The sequence below is a fragment of the Rhizobium sophoriradicis genome (assembly GCF_003939025.1).
GTDB lineage: Bacteria > Pseudomonadota > Alphaproteobacteria > Rhizobiales > Rhizobiaceae > Rhizobium > Rhizobium sophoriradicis.
The window spans coordinates 84,923-101,547 of sequence record NZ_RQIH01000016.1 but is presented as its reverse complement, the minus strand read 5'-3'; the positions used below and the strand labels follow the sequence as shown (position 1 = coordinate 101,547).

Sequence of the window (16,625 nt, the reverse complement as noted above, 5' to 3'; positions counted from 1 at the left end):
CCATAGCAGCATTCCGGCCCTTTGCTGCCGTTCGAGGTCGATCCGAGGAACCTGCGGTATGTGCTAGAGTGGGGACGGAACGCGAGAGACGCATTGCGAGGGGCGGTGTGATCAAACCGGAATTCGCGCGACCGAGTGCCAACGTTGTACTCTTGAAAGGGGAAACGAGGACGATGCCGACACCAGAGCAACCCAGTCTAATAGTTCGACAGAAATCCCCTGAGAATATCGAGTTTCCGTTTGCATCACTCTCCGATTGGCTGATCCCAACCGAGCTGTTCTTCGTGCGAAACCATTTCCCGTCGCCGGACCTCGATGCGCGAGACTGGAGATTGCGCGTTGGCGGGGCGGTGGAGCGGCCGATCGAACTCGACCTCGACAGCATCAAGGCGATGCGGAGCACGAGTTTCACTGCCGTCGTCGAGTGCGCAGGCAACGGGCGCGTCTACTATGTGCCGCCGAAGGAGGGGTTGCAGTGGCAGAACGGAGCCGTCGGCAATGCCGCGTGGACAGGTGTTCCTCTCCGCGAGATTTTAGAAATGGCGGGCGTTAAGCGAACCGCATGTGAGGTTCTGCTCGTAGGCGCAGACAGCGGCGTCGTCGACACGAACAAGAAAACGGCTTCTCCAGGCCCCATCGCTTTTGCGCGCAGCTTACCGCTTGAGAAGGCCATCGCTGACAGCACGATCCTTGCCTATTCGATGAACGAGGAGCCGTTGACGCGCGATCACGGCTACCCGCTACGCGCGGTCGTGGGTGGCTGGTTCGGCATGGCTTGGGTCAAGTGGATCACACATATCACGGTTGTGGAGCAACCGTTCCTTGGCTACTGGCAGGCGCGCGACTATTTCCGTTGGGAGCGCAGCCTCGGGGAACCCAGGCTGGTCCCGCTTGCGGAGATGGAGGTCAAAGCGCAGATCGCGCGTCCCGTGCAGGGCGCGCGTCTCGTCGCCGGCCAACCGTATCGGATTTTCGGAGCCGCCTGGAGCGGAGAGGCTCCTATCCGGCAGGTGCAGGTCTGCACCGGAGATGGCAGGGGCTGGCGCGAGGGAAGGCTCCTCGAAACAGAACGTCCCTTCGCATGGCGCTTGTGGGAGTACATGTGGACCCCTGAAGAAGCGGGGCGATACATACTGCGATGTCGCGCGATCGATGGTGCGGGGTGCGTGCAGCCCGACCTCCAGCGTTCCGACTGCGAGAGCTACGCGGCCAATTGGATCGTACCGGTGGAGGTTACGGTCGTTCCCGAGCCACAGACGTACGAGGAGGAATTCGTGATCTAATCACCCGCATGGGGCGGAATGGCGGCTTTCGGCGCAAAACAGCCGTTAGCTTAGATGCCGCAGCTTCTGACCACGATGCCGTTCAGCTTAGGAAGATATCTACGCCGTCCCCCGGAAAGACTGTAATGTGCGGGTGGTTCTCGAACAGCCTCGCCACTTCCTCGGCGGTCTCTGCCTCGACTACAAGATATCCACAAAAGGGGTTCACGGCTTTCGAGATGCTGTCTTTGGCCACACGAGTCGCTTTGCCCACCATGCCGCCGCGATCGCGGATGAATTTGGCATTCCCGTTTTCCCATCCCTCCAGCGTCAGCAGGCCCATTCGAGCTTCATCTCCTTGAGATCGATCTGGGCGACCCCGTTGCCGAAATTGAAGCCGCCGAAGATTTCCGAGATCTCGATGTAGTAAGGTGAGAAATCGGGATACCCCTGCATCGGAAACATCGTGCCGCCAAGGTGGGCTTGCCAGTCCAGAAAGCGCTCCAGTCCTTGTTCCTGGCCTTCCTCCGAATATGCGACGATATAGCCGCTGAGCTCGTTTTGGTGCCTGAATTCGCGCGCCGGCTTGCCAATATTCGGATCGCCTTCGCGCAGCGTGATCTCGATCGGCCAGCCGTAATCCAGCGCCTCGCGGCCCGGCAGGTTTTTCCATCCGTCTTGGGGCCGGGTCGCCGCTAGAAGCTCGTTGACGGCAAGTCCACCGGGCGAAAAGACGTTCTTTGCCTGCTGTTCGGCCACAGTTCTAGGCAGATTGAATTCTCCAAAATATTCAAGCGGCGATTTCGAGAGCCAGCCGGGGACGGGGGCGCCCTCGATTGTGGGTGGCACACCAAGCGGTGCAGCGAACTCCTCTTCCGTCAGCCAGAAGAGAACGTATTCGTTGTCCATGTATTTGATGTCGAAGCGGCGCGGATCGGCGTGGCGCGCGCCTCCGGCCACGTTTTCCCTTGCCGGCAGCGTCTCCCATTGTTCGTCGACGAAGAGCGAGATCGCCACGTAATTATCGCCAAGTGTGCGATATTGCGGCGGCAGTTTCACCGTGAAGGCGTGGCGAAGCGGCAGACCGTTTGTGGTGCTGACTGGCCATATCCTGGCATCGATGCCGGGCGGACGGCCGTAGCACCAGCCGCTTTCGGGACGGCGGGCGAGGTCGACAGGATCGGTCATCGTCAGATCGTAAGCCTCGGTGAGGTTGGGATCGGCATATTTATAGGGCCGCTCTGGATAGACCGCTGTCGGATCCGTGAGGCTGATGATCCTGACGACTTCCTCTCTGATGCCTACCCCGAGCATGAGCGTATCCGACAGGTTCATCTTCAGCATGGTCCAACCGTATTTCTCTCTCTCGTCAGAGATGCGCTCGGCGACGGGATAAAGCCGATGCAGCTCTTCGGCCGGCATTCCCATCCTGACGCCATGGATAGGCGGAAGTTCGAAGGGGGCACGGAAATGAACTTCGCCAAGCCTGCCATCGGCGGTAATGCGCGTGCCGAACTCCTCGATATGCAAATAGCCTTCCGCCTGAACGCCCGGCTCCTGCCAGCTCGTCCCCAAAGCCGCCTTCAGCTCCTCCACGGATACACCCGGCTGCATCGGCGCCAATCTCGCATTGTCTATCGGCATGCGCGTCCTCTCTCGCTGACCGTCCCGCGCAAGAGATAGGACGGGTTGTAAATAGGGCAATGACATAGCGGGAGGTTGGAGGCTAAGCGTGGCGCGGAAGGCGCTCCCAGTCGTTCTCGACGAAAGATCACGCCCCAAACCGCGCATTCTTTCTGTTCCTGCTTGTCTAGGACATCGCAGCAGGTTGCCTAGAACTGTTTTCTTCTGGGCCTGTGCGATCCGCCGCGAGGCTAGGTCATGTCAGGATCGAAAGATGCCCTGCCAAGACCGTTACGCTCACAGGCGATGTGACGTCGCCGCAAGCAATCCACATCACGTTGGTGGCTGCCGGTTTCGCGGGCCTTTGCGAAAATCGGCAGTTCTTGAAATCAGCGCTCGGCGAGCGCCGGTTCGCCCTTCTTCTCGCGCACCATGTTGATGAAGCGGCGGAAGAGATAGTGGCTGTCCTGCGGGCCGGGGGAGGCTTCCGGATGGTGCTGGACGGAGAAGACCTGCTTGCCGAGGACTCGCAGGCCGCAATTGGTGCCGTCGAAAAGCGATATATGAGTCTCTTCAACGCCATCGGGCAGCGACTTCGAGTCGAGCGCGAAGCCATGGTTCATCGAGACGATTTCGACCTTGCCGGTCGTGTGATCCTTGACGGGATGGTTGGCGCCATGATGGCCCTGGTGCATCTTCTCGGTCTTGGCGCCGAGGGCGAGGCCAAGCATCTGATGGCCGAGGCAGATGCCGAAGACCGGGATATCGGTCTTAACAAGCGTCTTGATCACGGGCACGGCATATTCGCCTGTTGCCGCCGGATCGCCCGGGCCGTTCGACAGGAAGATACCGTCCGGCTGCATGGCGAGCACGTCTTCGGCGCTCGTTGTCGCCGGCACGACGGTCACCTTGCAGTCGAGGCCGGCAAACAGGCGCAGAATGTTGCGCTTGACGCCGTAGTCGAGGCAGACGACATGATACTTGGCATCGGCCGCACCGAGCTCGCCGTAACCTTCATTCCAGATCCACGGCGTCTGGGTCCATTGCGAGGATTGGCCCGACGTGGCGATCTTGGCGAGGTCGAGGCCTTCCAGCCCGCTCCAGGCCTTGGCTTCGGCCTTCAGCGTCTCGATGTCGAAGACGCCGTTCGGATCGTGGGCGATCACTGCGTTCGGAGCGCCGTTCTCGCGGATCCAGGCGGTCAGGGCGCGGGTGTCGATGCCGCAGAGACCGATGATGCCGCGCGCCTTCAGCCACTGGTCGAGATGTTTGGCGGCCCGGTAGTTCGACGGTTCGGTGATGTCGGCCTTGAAGATGACGCCGACGGCGCCGTGGCGGGCGGCAGGCGTCAGATCTTCGATGTCTTCATCATTGGTGCCGATATTGCCGATATGGGGAAAAGTGAAGGTGACGATCTGGCCGAGATAGGAAGGGTCGGTCATGATCTCTTCATAGCCGGTCAGCGCCGTGTTGAAGACGACCTCGGCCTGGACCTTGCCCGTGGCGCCGATGCCCTTGCCTTCGATCACCGTGCCGTCGGCAAGAACGAGCAGGGCGGTCGGCTTTTCGATTGTCCAGGGTGCTGTCGCGGTCATCTTCATCCCGTTTCCGGCGGCCGATGCGCGTTGCCGCGCTCGCTGCCATTTGATCTCGCAGGCGTGTGGACGCGGCAATGCCGCGCGCTTCAGGCCTGATCACGAATTTTGGTGCAGGTGGCGGTAGATAGCCACGCAATCGCTGAGCGTCAATCTTTGTAACCGGGATTGCGGCCGTTTTCCTGCGCTTTATCGCGCCGATCGCGCAATTTATTTGATCCCCCGCATCAGCGTGGTTTATGAAGCGGCATCAAATCAGGAGAAAAGACCATGCTGCGCGATCAACTCGCCACCCAGCTGAAAGAGGCGATGAAGGCCAAGGATTCGGAGCGGCTTTCCACCGTCCGGCTGATTCAGGCCGCGATCAAGGATCGCGATATCGCCAATCGTGGCGCCGGCAAGGAGCAGGCGAGCGACGACGAGATCCTGCAGATTCTCGCCAAGATGGTGAAGCAGCGCGACGAATCGGCAAAGATCTACGAGGAGAATTCCCGGCCGGAACTCGCCGCCAAGGAGCGCGCCGAAATCACCGTCATCCAGGATTTCATGCCGAAGCAGCTTTCGGAGAGTGAAGTGCGCGCCAACGTTTCGGCGATCATCGCCGAGACCGGTGCCGTCGGCGCCAAGGACATGGGCAAGGTGATGGCCGCGCTCAAGGAGCGTTATGCCGGCCAGATGGATTTCGCCAAGGCGTCCGCGACCGTCAAGGAACTGTTGAACTGATTCAGACCACGCGTCTTGCCTGCGGTTCGATCAGGACCGCGGGTCCGAGCACCGCCTCGGCGGCGGCGTCGACGATGGCGAATTTCGCAGCCTGATAATTCCAGTATTCAAGGATGAAGCGGCGCGACAGCCAGAAGTCGCCCTTGCGGGACGGTTCGGTCCAGCCGACGCTTTCCATGGTTGCGGCCTGCGTCAGAAGCCGCTTCAGATGCGTGTTCGATATCATGAATTGGTCGCGGATTTCCCGCAGCGACAGGGGGCCGACCGCGACGCGCTCGGCCGTCCGGGGAAATTCCGGAAGGCGCGAGATCAGGTAGTCCATCACCAGCCCGCCGGAATTTGCCCAGTTGAAGAGGTTGAAGGTGGGGCCTGGACTGCGCACCGCCTGGCTTCCGATGATTGCTTTTGCGATGCGCGGCTGGATCGCTGTCATCATCGCCGCCGGATCGGCGGCGATGATGACGGCGCGCTTACCGCCGTCGAGGCTGTCGAGGATCATCATGTGGGTGACGAGCCATCGGGTGAAATGCTGCTCGGCGATTTCGGTGGGTTCCAGATAGCGTGTGCGCTTGTCGGCACCAGGAGCCGGACGCAGGAAGCGATAGGCGAGCATTTCCTGCATGAAGGCTGCGGCCGTGTTGCGGCTGGCGATGTCGTTCTTGACTGCAAAATCGACGAAGCGGCCGGAATAGAGGCCGCTCTTTTCATAGTCGGGATGGCCATAATGAAGCGCAAAACCGGCATGGGCCATCAGCCAGCGCTGCTGTGCGGCGAAAATCGAGGCGATGCGTGGGCTCTCACGATAGATCGCGAGCATCTGATCGGCGCAGTGGAGGATCGCAGCGAGAAAGCGATCGTCCGCTGCAAGAGTTTCAGCGGTAAAGGCCATGGGAAGGGGTCCAGGAAAGTCGGCCCATACTTCCTTCACGCACGCGCCTGATGTCAACGGTTTTGTCAATAATCGGTTAATTTCAAAAGGGAATTTGTATCAGGGCAAGCCGAAAAATTAAGAAGGCAGGAGCTGGGGGCGCTCCTGCCTTCTTGCACTTTGCTTCCGCCGGCACGCAGGGCCGAAGCCCAAGCCGGAGGGTATTTGCAAAGGCACCCTTGCGAAGCGGCGCCGGGGGTAGGGATGGTGCTTCGCTCGGGGATCGCTTTGTTGAGATCGAACTTATTGCGGGGCGGCGGCCTGTTCAAATTACAAAAAAATAATGATTGCCGAAAATGTCGGTTTTGGAGATGTCGAAGCGGAGGCTCGGATGGCGCTGCAAAGAGCAGAGCGGATCGTGACAGAGGGTGATAATAATTTGTTTTCAAACGATTTATTTGAGGATCATGGGAAATGACCGCCTTTGCCGAAGCTTGCGCGACGGCGGAATTCTGGTCCCCCGGGGACAATAATGTCGCACCCCTGTCGCAGGGGCGATAACGTGTTTTTGATTGGATAAGCGACGCAATCAGGGACGCGTGCACTTGCCTGTGAATAGCGGGTTTTCCTGACAAGTTTCGTGGCATGGCGCGGCAAAGCAGCTTATATGGAGGCTGGCCAAGAGGTATAAATGCGCTTTTCCAACACCTTTCTCGATGAGATCCGTGACCGCGTTCCAATTTCGAACGTGATCGCGCGCCGTGTGAGCTGGGACAAGCGCAAGACCAACGTGTCGCGCGGCGATTACTGGGCCTGCTGCCCGTTCCACGGCGAGAAATCACCGAGCTTTCACTGCGAGGACCGGAAGGGCCGCTATCACTGCTTCGGCTGCGGCGTTACCGGTGACCATTTCCGCTTCCTCACCGAGCTGGAAGGCCTGAGTTTTCCCGAGGCGGTGCAGCAGATCGCCGATATGGCCGGCGTGCCGATGCCGCTTGCCGATCCTGTCATGGAAAAGCGCGAGAAGGAGCGCGGCTCACTGATCGACGTCATGGAAATGGCGACGGCCTTCTTCCAGGACCAGCTGCAGACCGCCAATGGCGCCAAGGCGCGCGCCTATCTGCGCGATCGCGGGCTGACGGGGCGCACCATCGAGACCTTCCGCCTCGGTTATGCGCCCGACAGCCGCAATGCGCTCAAGGAATTCCTTGCCGGCAAGGGCGTCTCGAAGGAGCTGATCGAGGCCTGCGGCCTCGTCGTTCACGAAAACGTGCCGGTGTCCTACGATCGCTTCCGCGACCGCATCATGTTCCCGATCCTCTCGTCGCGGGAAAAGGTGATCGCCTTCGGCGGCCGCGCCATGTCGGCCGATGCGCCGGCGAAATATCTGAACTCGAACGAGACGGAACTCTTCCACAAGGGCAATGTGCTCTACAATTTCGCCCGCGCCCGCCGCGCGATCCAGGGGCCTGGCCGCGGCGATCAGCAGGACGACAATGCGAGCGGCACCATCATTGCCGTCGAAGGCTATATGGACGTGATCGCGCTCCATCAGGCGGGCGTCGAGAACGCCGTTGCGCCGCTTGGCACCGCACTTACCGAAAACCAGCTCGAGCTGCTCTGGAAGATGGTGCCGCAACCGGTGCTCTGCTTCGACGGCGACGGCGCCGGCATCCGTGCGGCCAATCGCGCCGCCGAACTGGCGCTGCCGCATCTGAAGCCCGGCCGCTCCGTCCGCTTCGCGCTGCTGCCCGACGGCAAAGACCCTGATGATCTCGTGCGCGATGAGGGCCGCGCGCCGTTCGACAAGGTGATGAGCCAGGCAAAGCCGCTTTCGGAGATGCTGTGGAGCCGCGAGATCAACACCGGCAAGTTCGATACGCCCGAGGCGCGCGCCGAGCTCGAGGCGCGGCTGAAGCAGCTTGTGGCCGTCATCGCCGATGAGAATGTGCGCCGTCATTACCAGCAGGATATCCGCGACCGGCTGAACGCTTTCTTCCAGCCGCAGTTCCAGAACCGCAATAATAGCGAGCGGCGCGGTTTCGGCGGCAATTCCCGGGCGGGCCGCGACAATCCCGGCAAGGCGGGGCCGAAAAGCCCGAGCCTTATTTCCGACCGGCTTGCCCGCTCGGGCCCCGTGCGCGGCCACCGGGACAATACGGCGCTGCGCGAGAGCGTGCTGGCGCTCACCATCGTCAATCATCCGGCGCTGATGATCGACGATTATGATGAGATCGCCGCGATCGAATATGACAGCCGCGAGCTGCAACGGCTCTGGTCGGCGGTGCTTGGCGCAGCGGCCGCCGTTGCCGGCCCGCATCTGACGCGTGACTATCTGACCGAACGGCTGGAATTCGAAGGCTTCGGTCCGCTGATCAAGAGCCTCGACCAGCAGGTGCGAAATGCCCGGCTCTGGACGGCGACCGAGGAGGCGGCGATGGAAGATGCGCGTGAGGGTTATCGCCAGGCGCTCGCCTTCCACAAACGGGCCAAGGCGCTGCGCCGGCAGAAGATGGAGCTCGAACGCGAGATTGCGCTGGCCACCGAAGCCGGCGACGGCGAGGCGATCGTTCAGCTGATACGGGCCCAGCAGGAAGTGCATCTGGAAGGCGTGCGCCTTGAGAACCAGGAGGCGATCATCGACGGCTTCGGCGTGCTTTCCGGCCGCGTCAAAGGGGCGGCGAACCACTGATGCCGCAAACCGAACGGAACGAAGCTGGCTTTTCCGCCTCCTATGCGCTGTTTTCCGCCGGCCGCCCGCCGCTCGAGGTGTTGAAGCAGGTTTACGGCTACTCTTCCTTCCGCGGCAAGCAGCAGCAGGTGGTCGAGCACGTCGTCTCTGGCGGCGATGCGGTCGTGCTCTTTCCGACAGGAGCGGGCAAATCGCTGTGCTTCCAGATCCCGGCGCTCTGCCGCGAGGGCGTCGGCATCGTCGTTTCGCCGCTGATTGCGCTGATGCGCGATCAGGTGGAGGCGATGAAGCAGCTCGGCATCCGCGCCGCCGCGCTCAATTCGTCGCTGTCGCGCGAGGAGTTTATCGAGGTCCGCCGCGCGCTTTCGGGCGGCAAGCTCGACCTTCTCTATGTGACGCCGGAGCGCATCCTGACGGATGGGTTCCGCGAGCTGATCGCCAATGAGAAGATTGCGCTGTTTGCCATTGACGAAGCCCATTGCGTCTCGCAGTGGGGGCATGATTTCCGGCCGGAATATCGTGAGCTCGGCCGGCTCGGCGAGCAATATCCCGGTGTTCCCAGAATAGCGCTGACGGCAACGGCCGATCCGCATACGCGCGATGATATCGTCGAGCGGTTGGGGCTCGACGCTGCCGAGATCTTCACCACCAGCTTCGACCGGCCCAATATCAGCTATGAGATCGTCGAGCGCGATCAGCCGCGCCAGCAGCTTCTGCGCTTCCTCTCCGACCATAAGGGCGACAGTGGCATCGTCTACTGCCTGTCGCGCGCCAAAGTCGAGGACACGGCCGACTGGCTGAACGGGCAGGGGGTTCGTGCACTGCCTTATCATGCCGGCATGGACCGGGCGCTTCGTGACGCCAATCAGGATGCCTTCCTGAAGGAAGAGAACCTCTGCCTGGTTGCCACCGTCGCCTTCGGCATGGGCATCGACAAACCGAATGTGCGTTACGTCGCCCATCTCGACCTGCCGGGTTCGGTGGAAGCCTATTACCAGGAGACCGGGCGCGCCGGCCGCGACGGCCTGCCGTCGGAGGTCTGGATGGCCTATGGCATGGCCGACGTCATTCAGCGCCGTCGGATGATCGACGAGGGCAATGCCGCCGTCGAGATCAAGCGGGTCGAGCGCGCCAAGCTCAATGCCTTGCTGGCGATCTGCGAAACCGCCTCCTGCCGCCGGCAGGCGATTCTCGCCCATTTCGGGGAAGCCCATGCCGGCCAGTGCGGCAATTGCGACACCTGCCAGAAGCCGGTCGAGACCTGGGACGGCACGGAAGCAGCGATCAAGGCGCTGGCTGCCGTATACCGCACCGGCGAGCGTTTCGGCGCCGGCCACGTCATCGACGTGCTCGTCGGCAATGTCAACGAGAAGACTGAGCGTTTCGGCCATGTCGATATGCCCGTCTTCGGCGCCGGCACGGACATTCCGGCGCGGACCTGGCAATCCGTCTGCCGGCAACTGCTCGCCATGGGGCTGATCCGCGTCGATCACGAGGCCTATGGGGCGCTGAAATTGGAGCCGGAAGCGCGCGCCGTCTTCAAGCACGAGCGACAGGTATTCTTCCGCAAGGATCGGCCTGCCTCGGAACGGCGCACGAAGAAGGCTGAACGCAGCGAGCGCAAATCGGCCCTGTCGGGCGCCGACGGCAACCTCTTCGAGGCGTTGCGGGCCGAGCGCATGGCAATCGCCAAATCGCTGGGCGTGCCGCCCTATGTCGTCTTTCCCGATACGACGCTGATCGCCTTCGCCACCGAACGGCCGCGCAGCCGCCAGGAACTGCTCGCCATTTCCGGCGTCGGTCAGGCCAAGCTCGAACGCTATGGCGACGCCTTCCTGGAGATCATCCTGGCGCAGGACGACTGAGCGGACCGGCCGTTGTTCTTCTCGCTCTCGGCCCAGCGCTGAAGAAGACAAGCCGATGGCGATATGCTAACTCCGACGCTATAAAAAACATCAGGAAGGGCCGCGCATGACCTCGCCATTTCTCTCCCATCTTCGCGCCGAGATTTCGGCGCTGAAGGATGCCGGGCTCTATAAGTCCGAACGGGTCATCAGCTCCAAGCAGGCGGGCGAGATTGCGATTTCCACCGGCGAGCGGGTGCTGAATTTCTGCGCCAACAATTATCTCGGCCTTGCCGACAATGAGGAATTGGCCGAGGCCGGCAAGCGGGCGCTCGACCGCTACGGCTACGGCATGGCCTCGGTGCGTTTCATCTGCGGCACCCAGGAGGAGCATAAAGAGCTCGAAGCCCGGATTTCCTCCTTCCTCGGCATGGAAGACACGATCCTCTATTCCTCCTGCTTCGACGCCAATGGCGGCCTGTTCGAGACGCTGCTTTCCGAGGAGGACGCGATCATCTCGGATGCGCTGAACCACGCCTCGATCATCGACGGCGTGAGGCTGTCGAAGGCCAAGCGCTTCCGCTATGCCAACAACGACATGGCGGCGCTCGAAGAGGAATTGAAGAGGGCCGAGGGCAGCCGCTTCAAACTGATCGCCACCGATGGCGTTTTCTCGATGGACGGCATCATCGCCAATTTGGGCGGCGTCTGCGATCTCGCCGAAAAATACGGCGCCATGGTCATGGTCGATGACAGCCATGCCGTTGGTTTCGTCGGCAGGAACGGCCGCGGCTCGCCCGAACATTGCGGCGTCGAGGGCCGGATCGACATCATCACCGGCACACTCGGCAAGGCGCTCGGCGGCGCCTCGGGCGGCTATACCTCGGCGAAATCAGAGGTCGTCGAGTGGCTGCGGCAGCGCTCGCGCCCCTATCTGTTCTCGAACACGCTGGCGCCGGTTATTGCCGCCGCCTCTCTGAAAGTGTTCGATCTGATCGCAAATGGTGATGCCTTGCGCAAGCGCCTCTCCGACAATGCCGCTCTCTTCCGCAGCGAGATGACGAAGCTCGGCTTCACGCTTGCCGGCGAAGGCCATCCGATCATTCCTGTCATGCTTGGCGACGCCAAGCTGGCCCAGGATATGGCGGCTTTGATGCTGAGGAAGGGCATTTACGTGATCGGCTTTTCCTTCCCGGTGGTGCCGAAGGGGCAGGCCCGCATCCGCACGCAGATGTCGGCAGGGCATTCGCGCCAAGATGTCGAGCGGGCGATTGCGGCCCTTGCCGAGGCAGGGCGGGAATTGGGTGTGATTTGAGTGCCGCTTTCTCCCTCTTCTCCCCAGCGGGGAGAAGGTGGCCCGAAGGGTCGGATGAGGGGGCGGAGCGAAGCGACGTTTCGAGCGTTGAGCGAGAAACAAGATAAGGTTTAATGGCGTGCCGTGTGGCCCCCTCATCCGACCTACGGGCACCTTCTCCCCGATGGGGAGAAGAGGGAGTCGCAAGGTCCGGCACCAGAACAAGGGCGGGATATTGCCGATGTCGAACATGATGAAGGCGCTGGTCAAATCGAAGCCTGAGGTCGGGCTTTGGATGGAGAATGTGCCGGTGCCGGAGGTCGGGCCGAACGATGTGCTGATCCGGGTGAAGAAATCGGCGATCTGCGGCACCGACGTGCATATCTGGAACTGGGACCAGTGGGCGCAGAAGACCATTCCGGTGCCGATGGTCGTCGGCCATGAATTTTCCGGCGAGATCGCCGAGATCGGCTCGGCGGTCACTCGCTATCATGTCGGCGAGCGGGTTTCCGGCGAGGGCCATATCGTCTGCGGCAAATGCCGCAATTGCCGGGCGGGCAGGGGGCATCTCTGCCGCAACACGCTCGGCGTCGGCGTCAACCGGCCGGGTTCGTTCGGCGAGTTCGTCTGCATTCCGGAAAGCAATGTCGTGCCGATCCCGGACGATATTTCCGATGAGATTGCCGCGATCTTCGATCCGTTCGGCAATGCCGTGCACACCGCGCTCTCCTTCGATCTCGTCGGCGAGGACGTGCTTGTTACCGGCGCCGGGCCGATCGGCATCATGGGGGCGCTGGTCGCCAAACGATCTGGCGCCCGCAAAGTCGTCATCACCGATATCAATCCGCATCGGCTGGATCTGGCGCGCAATCTCGGCATCGACCACGTCGTAGATGCGTCGAAGGAAAATCTCGCCGACGTGATGAAGGCGATCGGCATGACCGAGGGCTTCGATGTCGGGCTGGAAATGTCAGGCGCAGCACCCGCCTTCCGCGACATGATCGACAAGATGAACAATGGCGGCAAGATCGCCATTCTCGGCATTGCGCCGGCCGGCTTCGAAATCGACTGGAACAAGGTGATCTTCAAGATGCTCAATCTCAAGGGTATCTATGGCCGTGAGATGTTCGAGACCTGGTACAAGATGATCGCCTTCGTCCAGGGCGGCCTCGATCTTTCGCCCATCATCACCCACCGGATCAAGATCGACGATTTCCGAGACGGCTTCGAGGCGATGCGGTCGGGCAACTCCGGCAAGGTCGTCATGGATTGGATGTGAGGAGGACGGGATGATTTATCAAGGAAGCTGCCATTGCGGCAATGTTGCTTTCGAGGTCGAAGGCGAGTTCACCGAGGCGCTCGACTGCAACTGTTCGCTCTGCCGCCGGCGCGGCGGGCTTCTGGCCTTCGTGCCGCGTGAGAAGCTGGTGCTGAAGACGCAGGAGGAGAATATCTCGACCTATACTTTCAACAGGCATGTCATCCGCCATCACTTCTGCGCCAAGTGCGGTATTGCGCCCTTCGGTGAGGCGGTAGGCCCGAACGGCGCTGCCATGGCGTCGATCAATCTGCGCTGCATTCCCGCGATCGACTTCGGCGCGCTGAAGGTTAGGGCCTATGACGGTGCCGCGCATTAGAAACAGAGTGCCCGCCCGGAGCTGGGGAATAGACTGCCGTCAAAACTGTAAAAACAGCGGAAACAACCGCAGCGCCGGCAAAATCCATGCTGCCCTTGTCTTTTGTTCGGCGCTTCTTAAATAAGGTTCGCAATCGCAGCCGCGGTTCAAAGCCTGTGGATAAGGCTTTTTCCGATGATTCGTGAGCTTTTTTTATGGAAAAGCTTGACGAGAACAAAAAATGTGGGAATCACCGTTCGACTTGTTGAAACGGTGAACTGGGTCAAGGCGGATCGCGCAACCATGGCCGGAAATCCAAAAGCAAAAAAGCTTTGCTGTCCGGTGCCGGCGATCGTGGTTAATCAGGCTTTAAATGTCATCCCGTTAGGTGGGCATAGGTGATTCTAGGGCGGCGCGTGCGGCGCGTCAGGCCCTGAGACGGCCCATTCACCGTAGCGAGATTGGATAGCGTCAGGAAGGCGACGATATAAATGGCAACCAAGGTCAAAGAGAACGAAGACGCGGAAGTCGAACGCGACGGCGCAAGCGACGGCCCTCTTCTCGATCTTTCCGACGACGCGGTCAAGAAGATGATCAAGGCCGCCAAGAAGCGCGGCTACGTGACGATGGATGAGCTCAATGCCGTTCTGCCGTCCGAGGAAGTGACGTCCGAGCAGATCGAAGACACGATGTCGATGCTTTCGGACATGGGCATCAACGTCATCGAGGACGAAGAAGCCGAGGAAGCCGGCGCTTCCGGCGGCGGCGATGACGATGATGCCGGCGGCGACGAGGACAGCGAAGGCGGCGAACTCGCGCCTTCCGGCGGCACCGCGCTTGCGACCGCCAAGAAGAAAGAACCGACCGACCGTACCGACGATCCGGTGCGCATGTATCTGCGCGAAATGGGCTCGGTGGAGCTTCTGTCGCGCGAGGGCGAAATCGCCATCGCCAAGCGCATCGAAGCCGGCCGTGAGACGATGATCGCCGGCCTCTGTGAGAGCCCGCTGACCTTCCAGGCGCTGATCATCTGGCGCGACGAACTCAACGAAGGCACGACGCTGCTGCGCGAGATCATCGATCTCGAAACGACCTATTCCGGTCCTGAAGCCAAGGCTGCGCCGCAGTTCCAAAGCCCCGAGAAGATCGAGGCCGACCGCAAGGCGGCCGAGGAGAAGGAAAAGACCCGCCGCGCCCGCTCCGGCGACGACGATATCACCGATGTCGGCGGCGAAGGCCTGCCTCCCGAGGAGGAGGAAGAGGACGAGGACGAATCCAACCTCTCGCTGGCGGCGATGGAAGCCGAGCTTCGCCCGCAGGTGATGGAGACGCTCGATACGATCGCCGAGACCTACAAGAAGCTGCGCAAGCTGCAGGACCAGCAGGTCGAGCAGCGCCTGTCGGCCTCCGGCACGCTTTCCTCCGCCCAGGAGCGCCGTTACAAGGAGCTCAAGGACGAGCTCATCAAGGCCGTCAAGTCGCTGTCGCTCAACCAGAACCGCATCGATGCGCTGGTCGAGCAGCTTTACGACATCAACAAGCGCCTCGTCTCCAACGAAGGCCGCCTGCTGCGTCTGGCCGAATCCTACGGCGTCAAGCGCGACAGCTTCCTGGAACAGTACCAGGGCGCCGAGCTCGATCCGAACTGGATGAAGTCGATCGGCAATCTGGCCGCCCGCGGCTGGAAGGAATTCGCCAAGGGCGAGAACACGACGATCCGCGACATCCGTCAGGAAATCCAGAATCTGGCGACCGAGACCGGCATTTCGATCTCGGAATTCCGCCGCATCGTCCATATGGTGCAGAAGGGCGAGCGCGAAGCGCGCATCGCCAAGAAGGAAATGGTCGAAGCGAACCTTCGCCTCGTCATATCAATTGCCAAGAAATACACGAACCGCGGCCTGCAGTTCCTCGACCTCATTCAGGAAGGCAATATCGGCCTGATGAAGGCGGTCGACAAGTTCGAATATCGCCGCGGCTACAAGTTCTCGACCTATGCGACCTGGTGGATCCGTCAGGCGATCACCCGTTCGATCGCCGACCAGGCCCGCACGATCCGCATTCCGGTGCATATGATCGAGACGATCAACAAGATCGTCCGCACCTCGCGCCAGATGCTGCACGAGATCGGCCGCGAGCCGACGCCGGAAGAACTGGCCGAAAAGCTCGCCATGCCGCTCGAAAAGGTCCGTAAGGTCCTGAAGATCGCCAAGGAGCCGATTTCGCTCGAAACCCCGGTCGGTGACGAAGAGGATTCGCATCTCGGCGATTTCATTGAGGACAAGAACGCGCTGCTGCCGATCGACGCCGCCATCCAGGCGAACCTGCGCGAGACGACCACCCGCGTTCTCGCCTCGCTGACGCCGCGCGAAGAGCGCGTGCTGCGCATGCGCTTCGGCATCGGCATGAACACCGACCATACGCTCGAAGAGGTCGGCCAGCAGTTCTCGGTCACCCGTGAACGTATTCGCCAGATCGAGGCGAAGGCGCTGCGCAAGCTGAAGCATCCGAGCCGTTCGCGCAAGCTGCGCTCGTTCCTCGACAGCTAGGTTTTAACGCCGTTCCGATTGGAAAAGCCGGGCCCTGCGCCCGGCTTTTGCTTTGGTGATTAATACCAATGATCAAGGCCGTTTCCTTGTCCCTGTCTGGTGACAGGCCTATAATCCCGCCACGGGGAAAGGATCGATCGCGACACACGCGAGATCGTATGCCTGCGTGAACGATCCTCCGTTAGGAGGTGCGACATGACCACTTATATTCTTTTGATCGATTGGACGGACCAAGGCATCCGTACTGTTCGCGACTCGACAAAACGGCTCGACGCGGCGAAAAAACTGCTCGCCGGCGTCGGCGGCTCCATCAACCAGTTCTACCTGACGATGGGCGGCCATGACATGGTTGCCGTCTGCGAGGCGCCCGATGATGCGGTGATGGCGCATTTTACGCTGTCGCTCGCCATGGCGGGTAATGTCCGCACCGAGACGCTGAAGGCGTTCCCGGAGGCTGCCTATCGGGATCTCATCGGCTCGCTCGGCTGACCACTGCTCAAGCCGGTTCGGATGCCAAGGCACGGCTCTCCGGAGACCGCGTGGCGCTGAATGATGACGG

At 61.2% G+C, this 16,625-nt stretch carries 14 protein-coding genes and 1 pseudogene; 11 read left to right on the top strand and 4 right to left on the bottom strand.

Translation table 11 applies throughout. From position 1 onward, the window contains the following. Nucleotides 1-107 precede the first annotated feature (107 nt). Entirely contained in the window at nt 108-1,283 is a 1,176-nt protein-coding gene (locus EFR00_RS25270; RefSeq protein WP_183738707.1) for a sulfite oxidase, read from the top strand. A gap of 82 nt (nt 1,284-1,365) precedes the next feature. On the opposite strand, the gene EFR00_RS34270 is transcribed toward EFR00_RS25270, so the two are convergent. The 3 genes and pseudogenes from EFR00_RS34270 to carA all read right to left on the bottom strand — a co-directional run bounded on the left by EFR00_RS34270 (nt 1,366) and on the right by carA (nt 4,480). Then, on the bottom strand, nt 1,366-1,752 hold the full coding sequence (locus tag EFR00_RS34270; RefSeq protein WP_406549646.1) for a hypothetical protein: 387 nt from the start codon (nt 1,750-1,752) through the stop codon (nt 1,366-1,368). Between the two features lie 761 nt (nt 1,753-2,513). Next, nucleotides 2,514-2,906: pseudogene (locus EFR00_RS34265) on the bottom strand (DUF7256 domain-containing protein); the annotation flags it as partial. A 368-nt stretch (nt 2,907-3,274) separates the two neighbouring features. After that, nucleotides 3,275-4,480 (bottom strand): glutamine-hydrolyzing carbamoyl-phosphate synthase small subunit, encoded by a 1,206-nt coding sequence (carA, locus tag EFR00_RS25255; protein ID WP_077991945.1) that lies wholly within the window; start codon nt 4,478-4,480, stop codon nt 3,275-3,277. Between the two features lie 270 nt (nt 4,481-4,750). Here carA and EFR00_RS25250 point away from each other — a divergent pair, with 270 nt between their 5' ends. Further along, nucleotides 4,751-5,203: a GatB/YqeY domain-containing protein gene (locus tag EFR00_RS25250; RefSeq protein WP_077991780.1), complete on the top strand. Its 453-nt coding sequence runs from the start codon at nt 4,751-4,753 to the stop codon at nt 5,201-5,203. A gap of 1 nt (nt 5,204) precedes the next feature. Here EFR00_RS25250 and EFR00_RS25245 read toward each other — a convergent pair whose 3' ends face one another. Then, on the bottom strand, nt 5,205-6,092 hold the full coding sequence (locus EFR00_RS25245) for a hypothetical protein (protein WP_077991783.1): 888 nt from the start codon (nt 6,090-6,092) through the stop codon (nt 5,205-5,207). A 322-nt stretch (nt 6,093-6,414) separates the two neighbouring features. Here EFR00_RS25245 and EFR00_RS33945 point away from each other — a divergent pair, with 322 nt between their 5' ends. The 9 genes from EFR00_RS33945 (at nt 6,415) to EFR00_RS25200 (ending at nt 16,555) form a co-directional block, all read left to right on the top strand. Next, complete coding sequence (locus tag EFR00_RS33945; protein WP_280954329.1) at nt 6,415-6,549, top strand: hypothetical protein; 135 nt, start codon at nt 6,415-6,417, stop codon at nt 6,547-6,549. Nucleotides 6,550-6,762: 213 nt separating this feature from the next. Next, nucleotides 6,763-8,763 carry a DNA primase gene (dnaG, locus tag EFR00_RS25235; protein WP_077991785.1) on the top strand — a complete coding sequence of 667 codons (2,001 nt, stop codon included), beginning with the start codon at nt 6,763-6,765 and terminating at the stop codon, nt 8,761-8,763. After that, the gene (recQ, locus tag EFR00_RS25230; protein ID WP_077991791.1) at nt 8,763-10,628 is read left to right on the top strand and encodes a DNA helicase RecQ; all 1,866 of its coding nucleotides are present in this window, start codon (nt 8,763-8,765) and stop codon (nt 10,626-10,628) included. Before dnaG ends, recQ begins: the two co-directional genes overlap by 1 nt. Before the next feature lie 106 nt (nt 10,629-10,734). Further along, entirely contained in the window at nt 10,735-11,922 is a 1,188-nt protein-coding gene (locus tag EFR00_RS25225) for a glycine C-acetyltransferase (RefSeq protein WP_077991796.1), read from the top strand. A gap of 220 nt (nt 11,923-12,142) precedes the next feature. Continuing rightward, nucleotides 12,143-13,180 (top strand): L-threonine 3-dehydrogenase, encoded by a 1,038-nt coding sequence (gene tdh, locus EFR00_RS25220; RefSeq protein ID WP_077991798.1) that lies wholly within the window; start codon nt 12,143-12,145, stop codon nt 13,178-13,180. 10 nt (nt 13,181-13,190) lie between these two features. Continuing rightward, nucleotides 13,191-13,538: a GFA family protein gene (locus tag EFR00_RS25215; RefSeq protein WP_077991799.1), complete on the top strand. Its 348-nt coding sequence runs from the start codon at nt 13,191-13,193 to the stop codon at nt 13,536-13,538. A gap of 174 nt (nt 13,539-13,712) precedes the next feature. Further along, the gene (locus EFR00_RS25210) at nt 13,713-13,919 is read left to right on the top strand and encodes a hypothetical protein (protein ID WP_125461986.1); all 207 of its coding nucleotides are present in this window, start codon (nt 13,713-13,715) and stop codon (nt 13,917-13,919) included. Between the two features lie 89 nt (nt 13,920-14,008). Continuing rightward, nucleotides 14,009-16,066, top strand: coding sequence for an RNA polymerase sigma factor RpoD (gene rpoD, locus EFR00_RS25205; protein ID WP_004677699.1), 2,058 nt, complete (start codon nt 14,009-14,011; stop codon nt 16,064-16,066). Between the two features lie 195 nt (nt 16,067-16,261). After that, nucleotides 16,262-16,555, top strand: a complete 294-nt coding sequence (locus tag EFR00_RS25200) for a GYD domain-containing protein (RefSeq protein ID WP_010033023.1) — start codon at nt 16,262-16,264, stop codon at nt 16,553-16,555. Nucleotides 16,556-16,625: the final 70 nt, after the last annotated feature.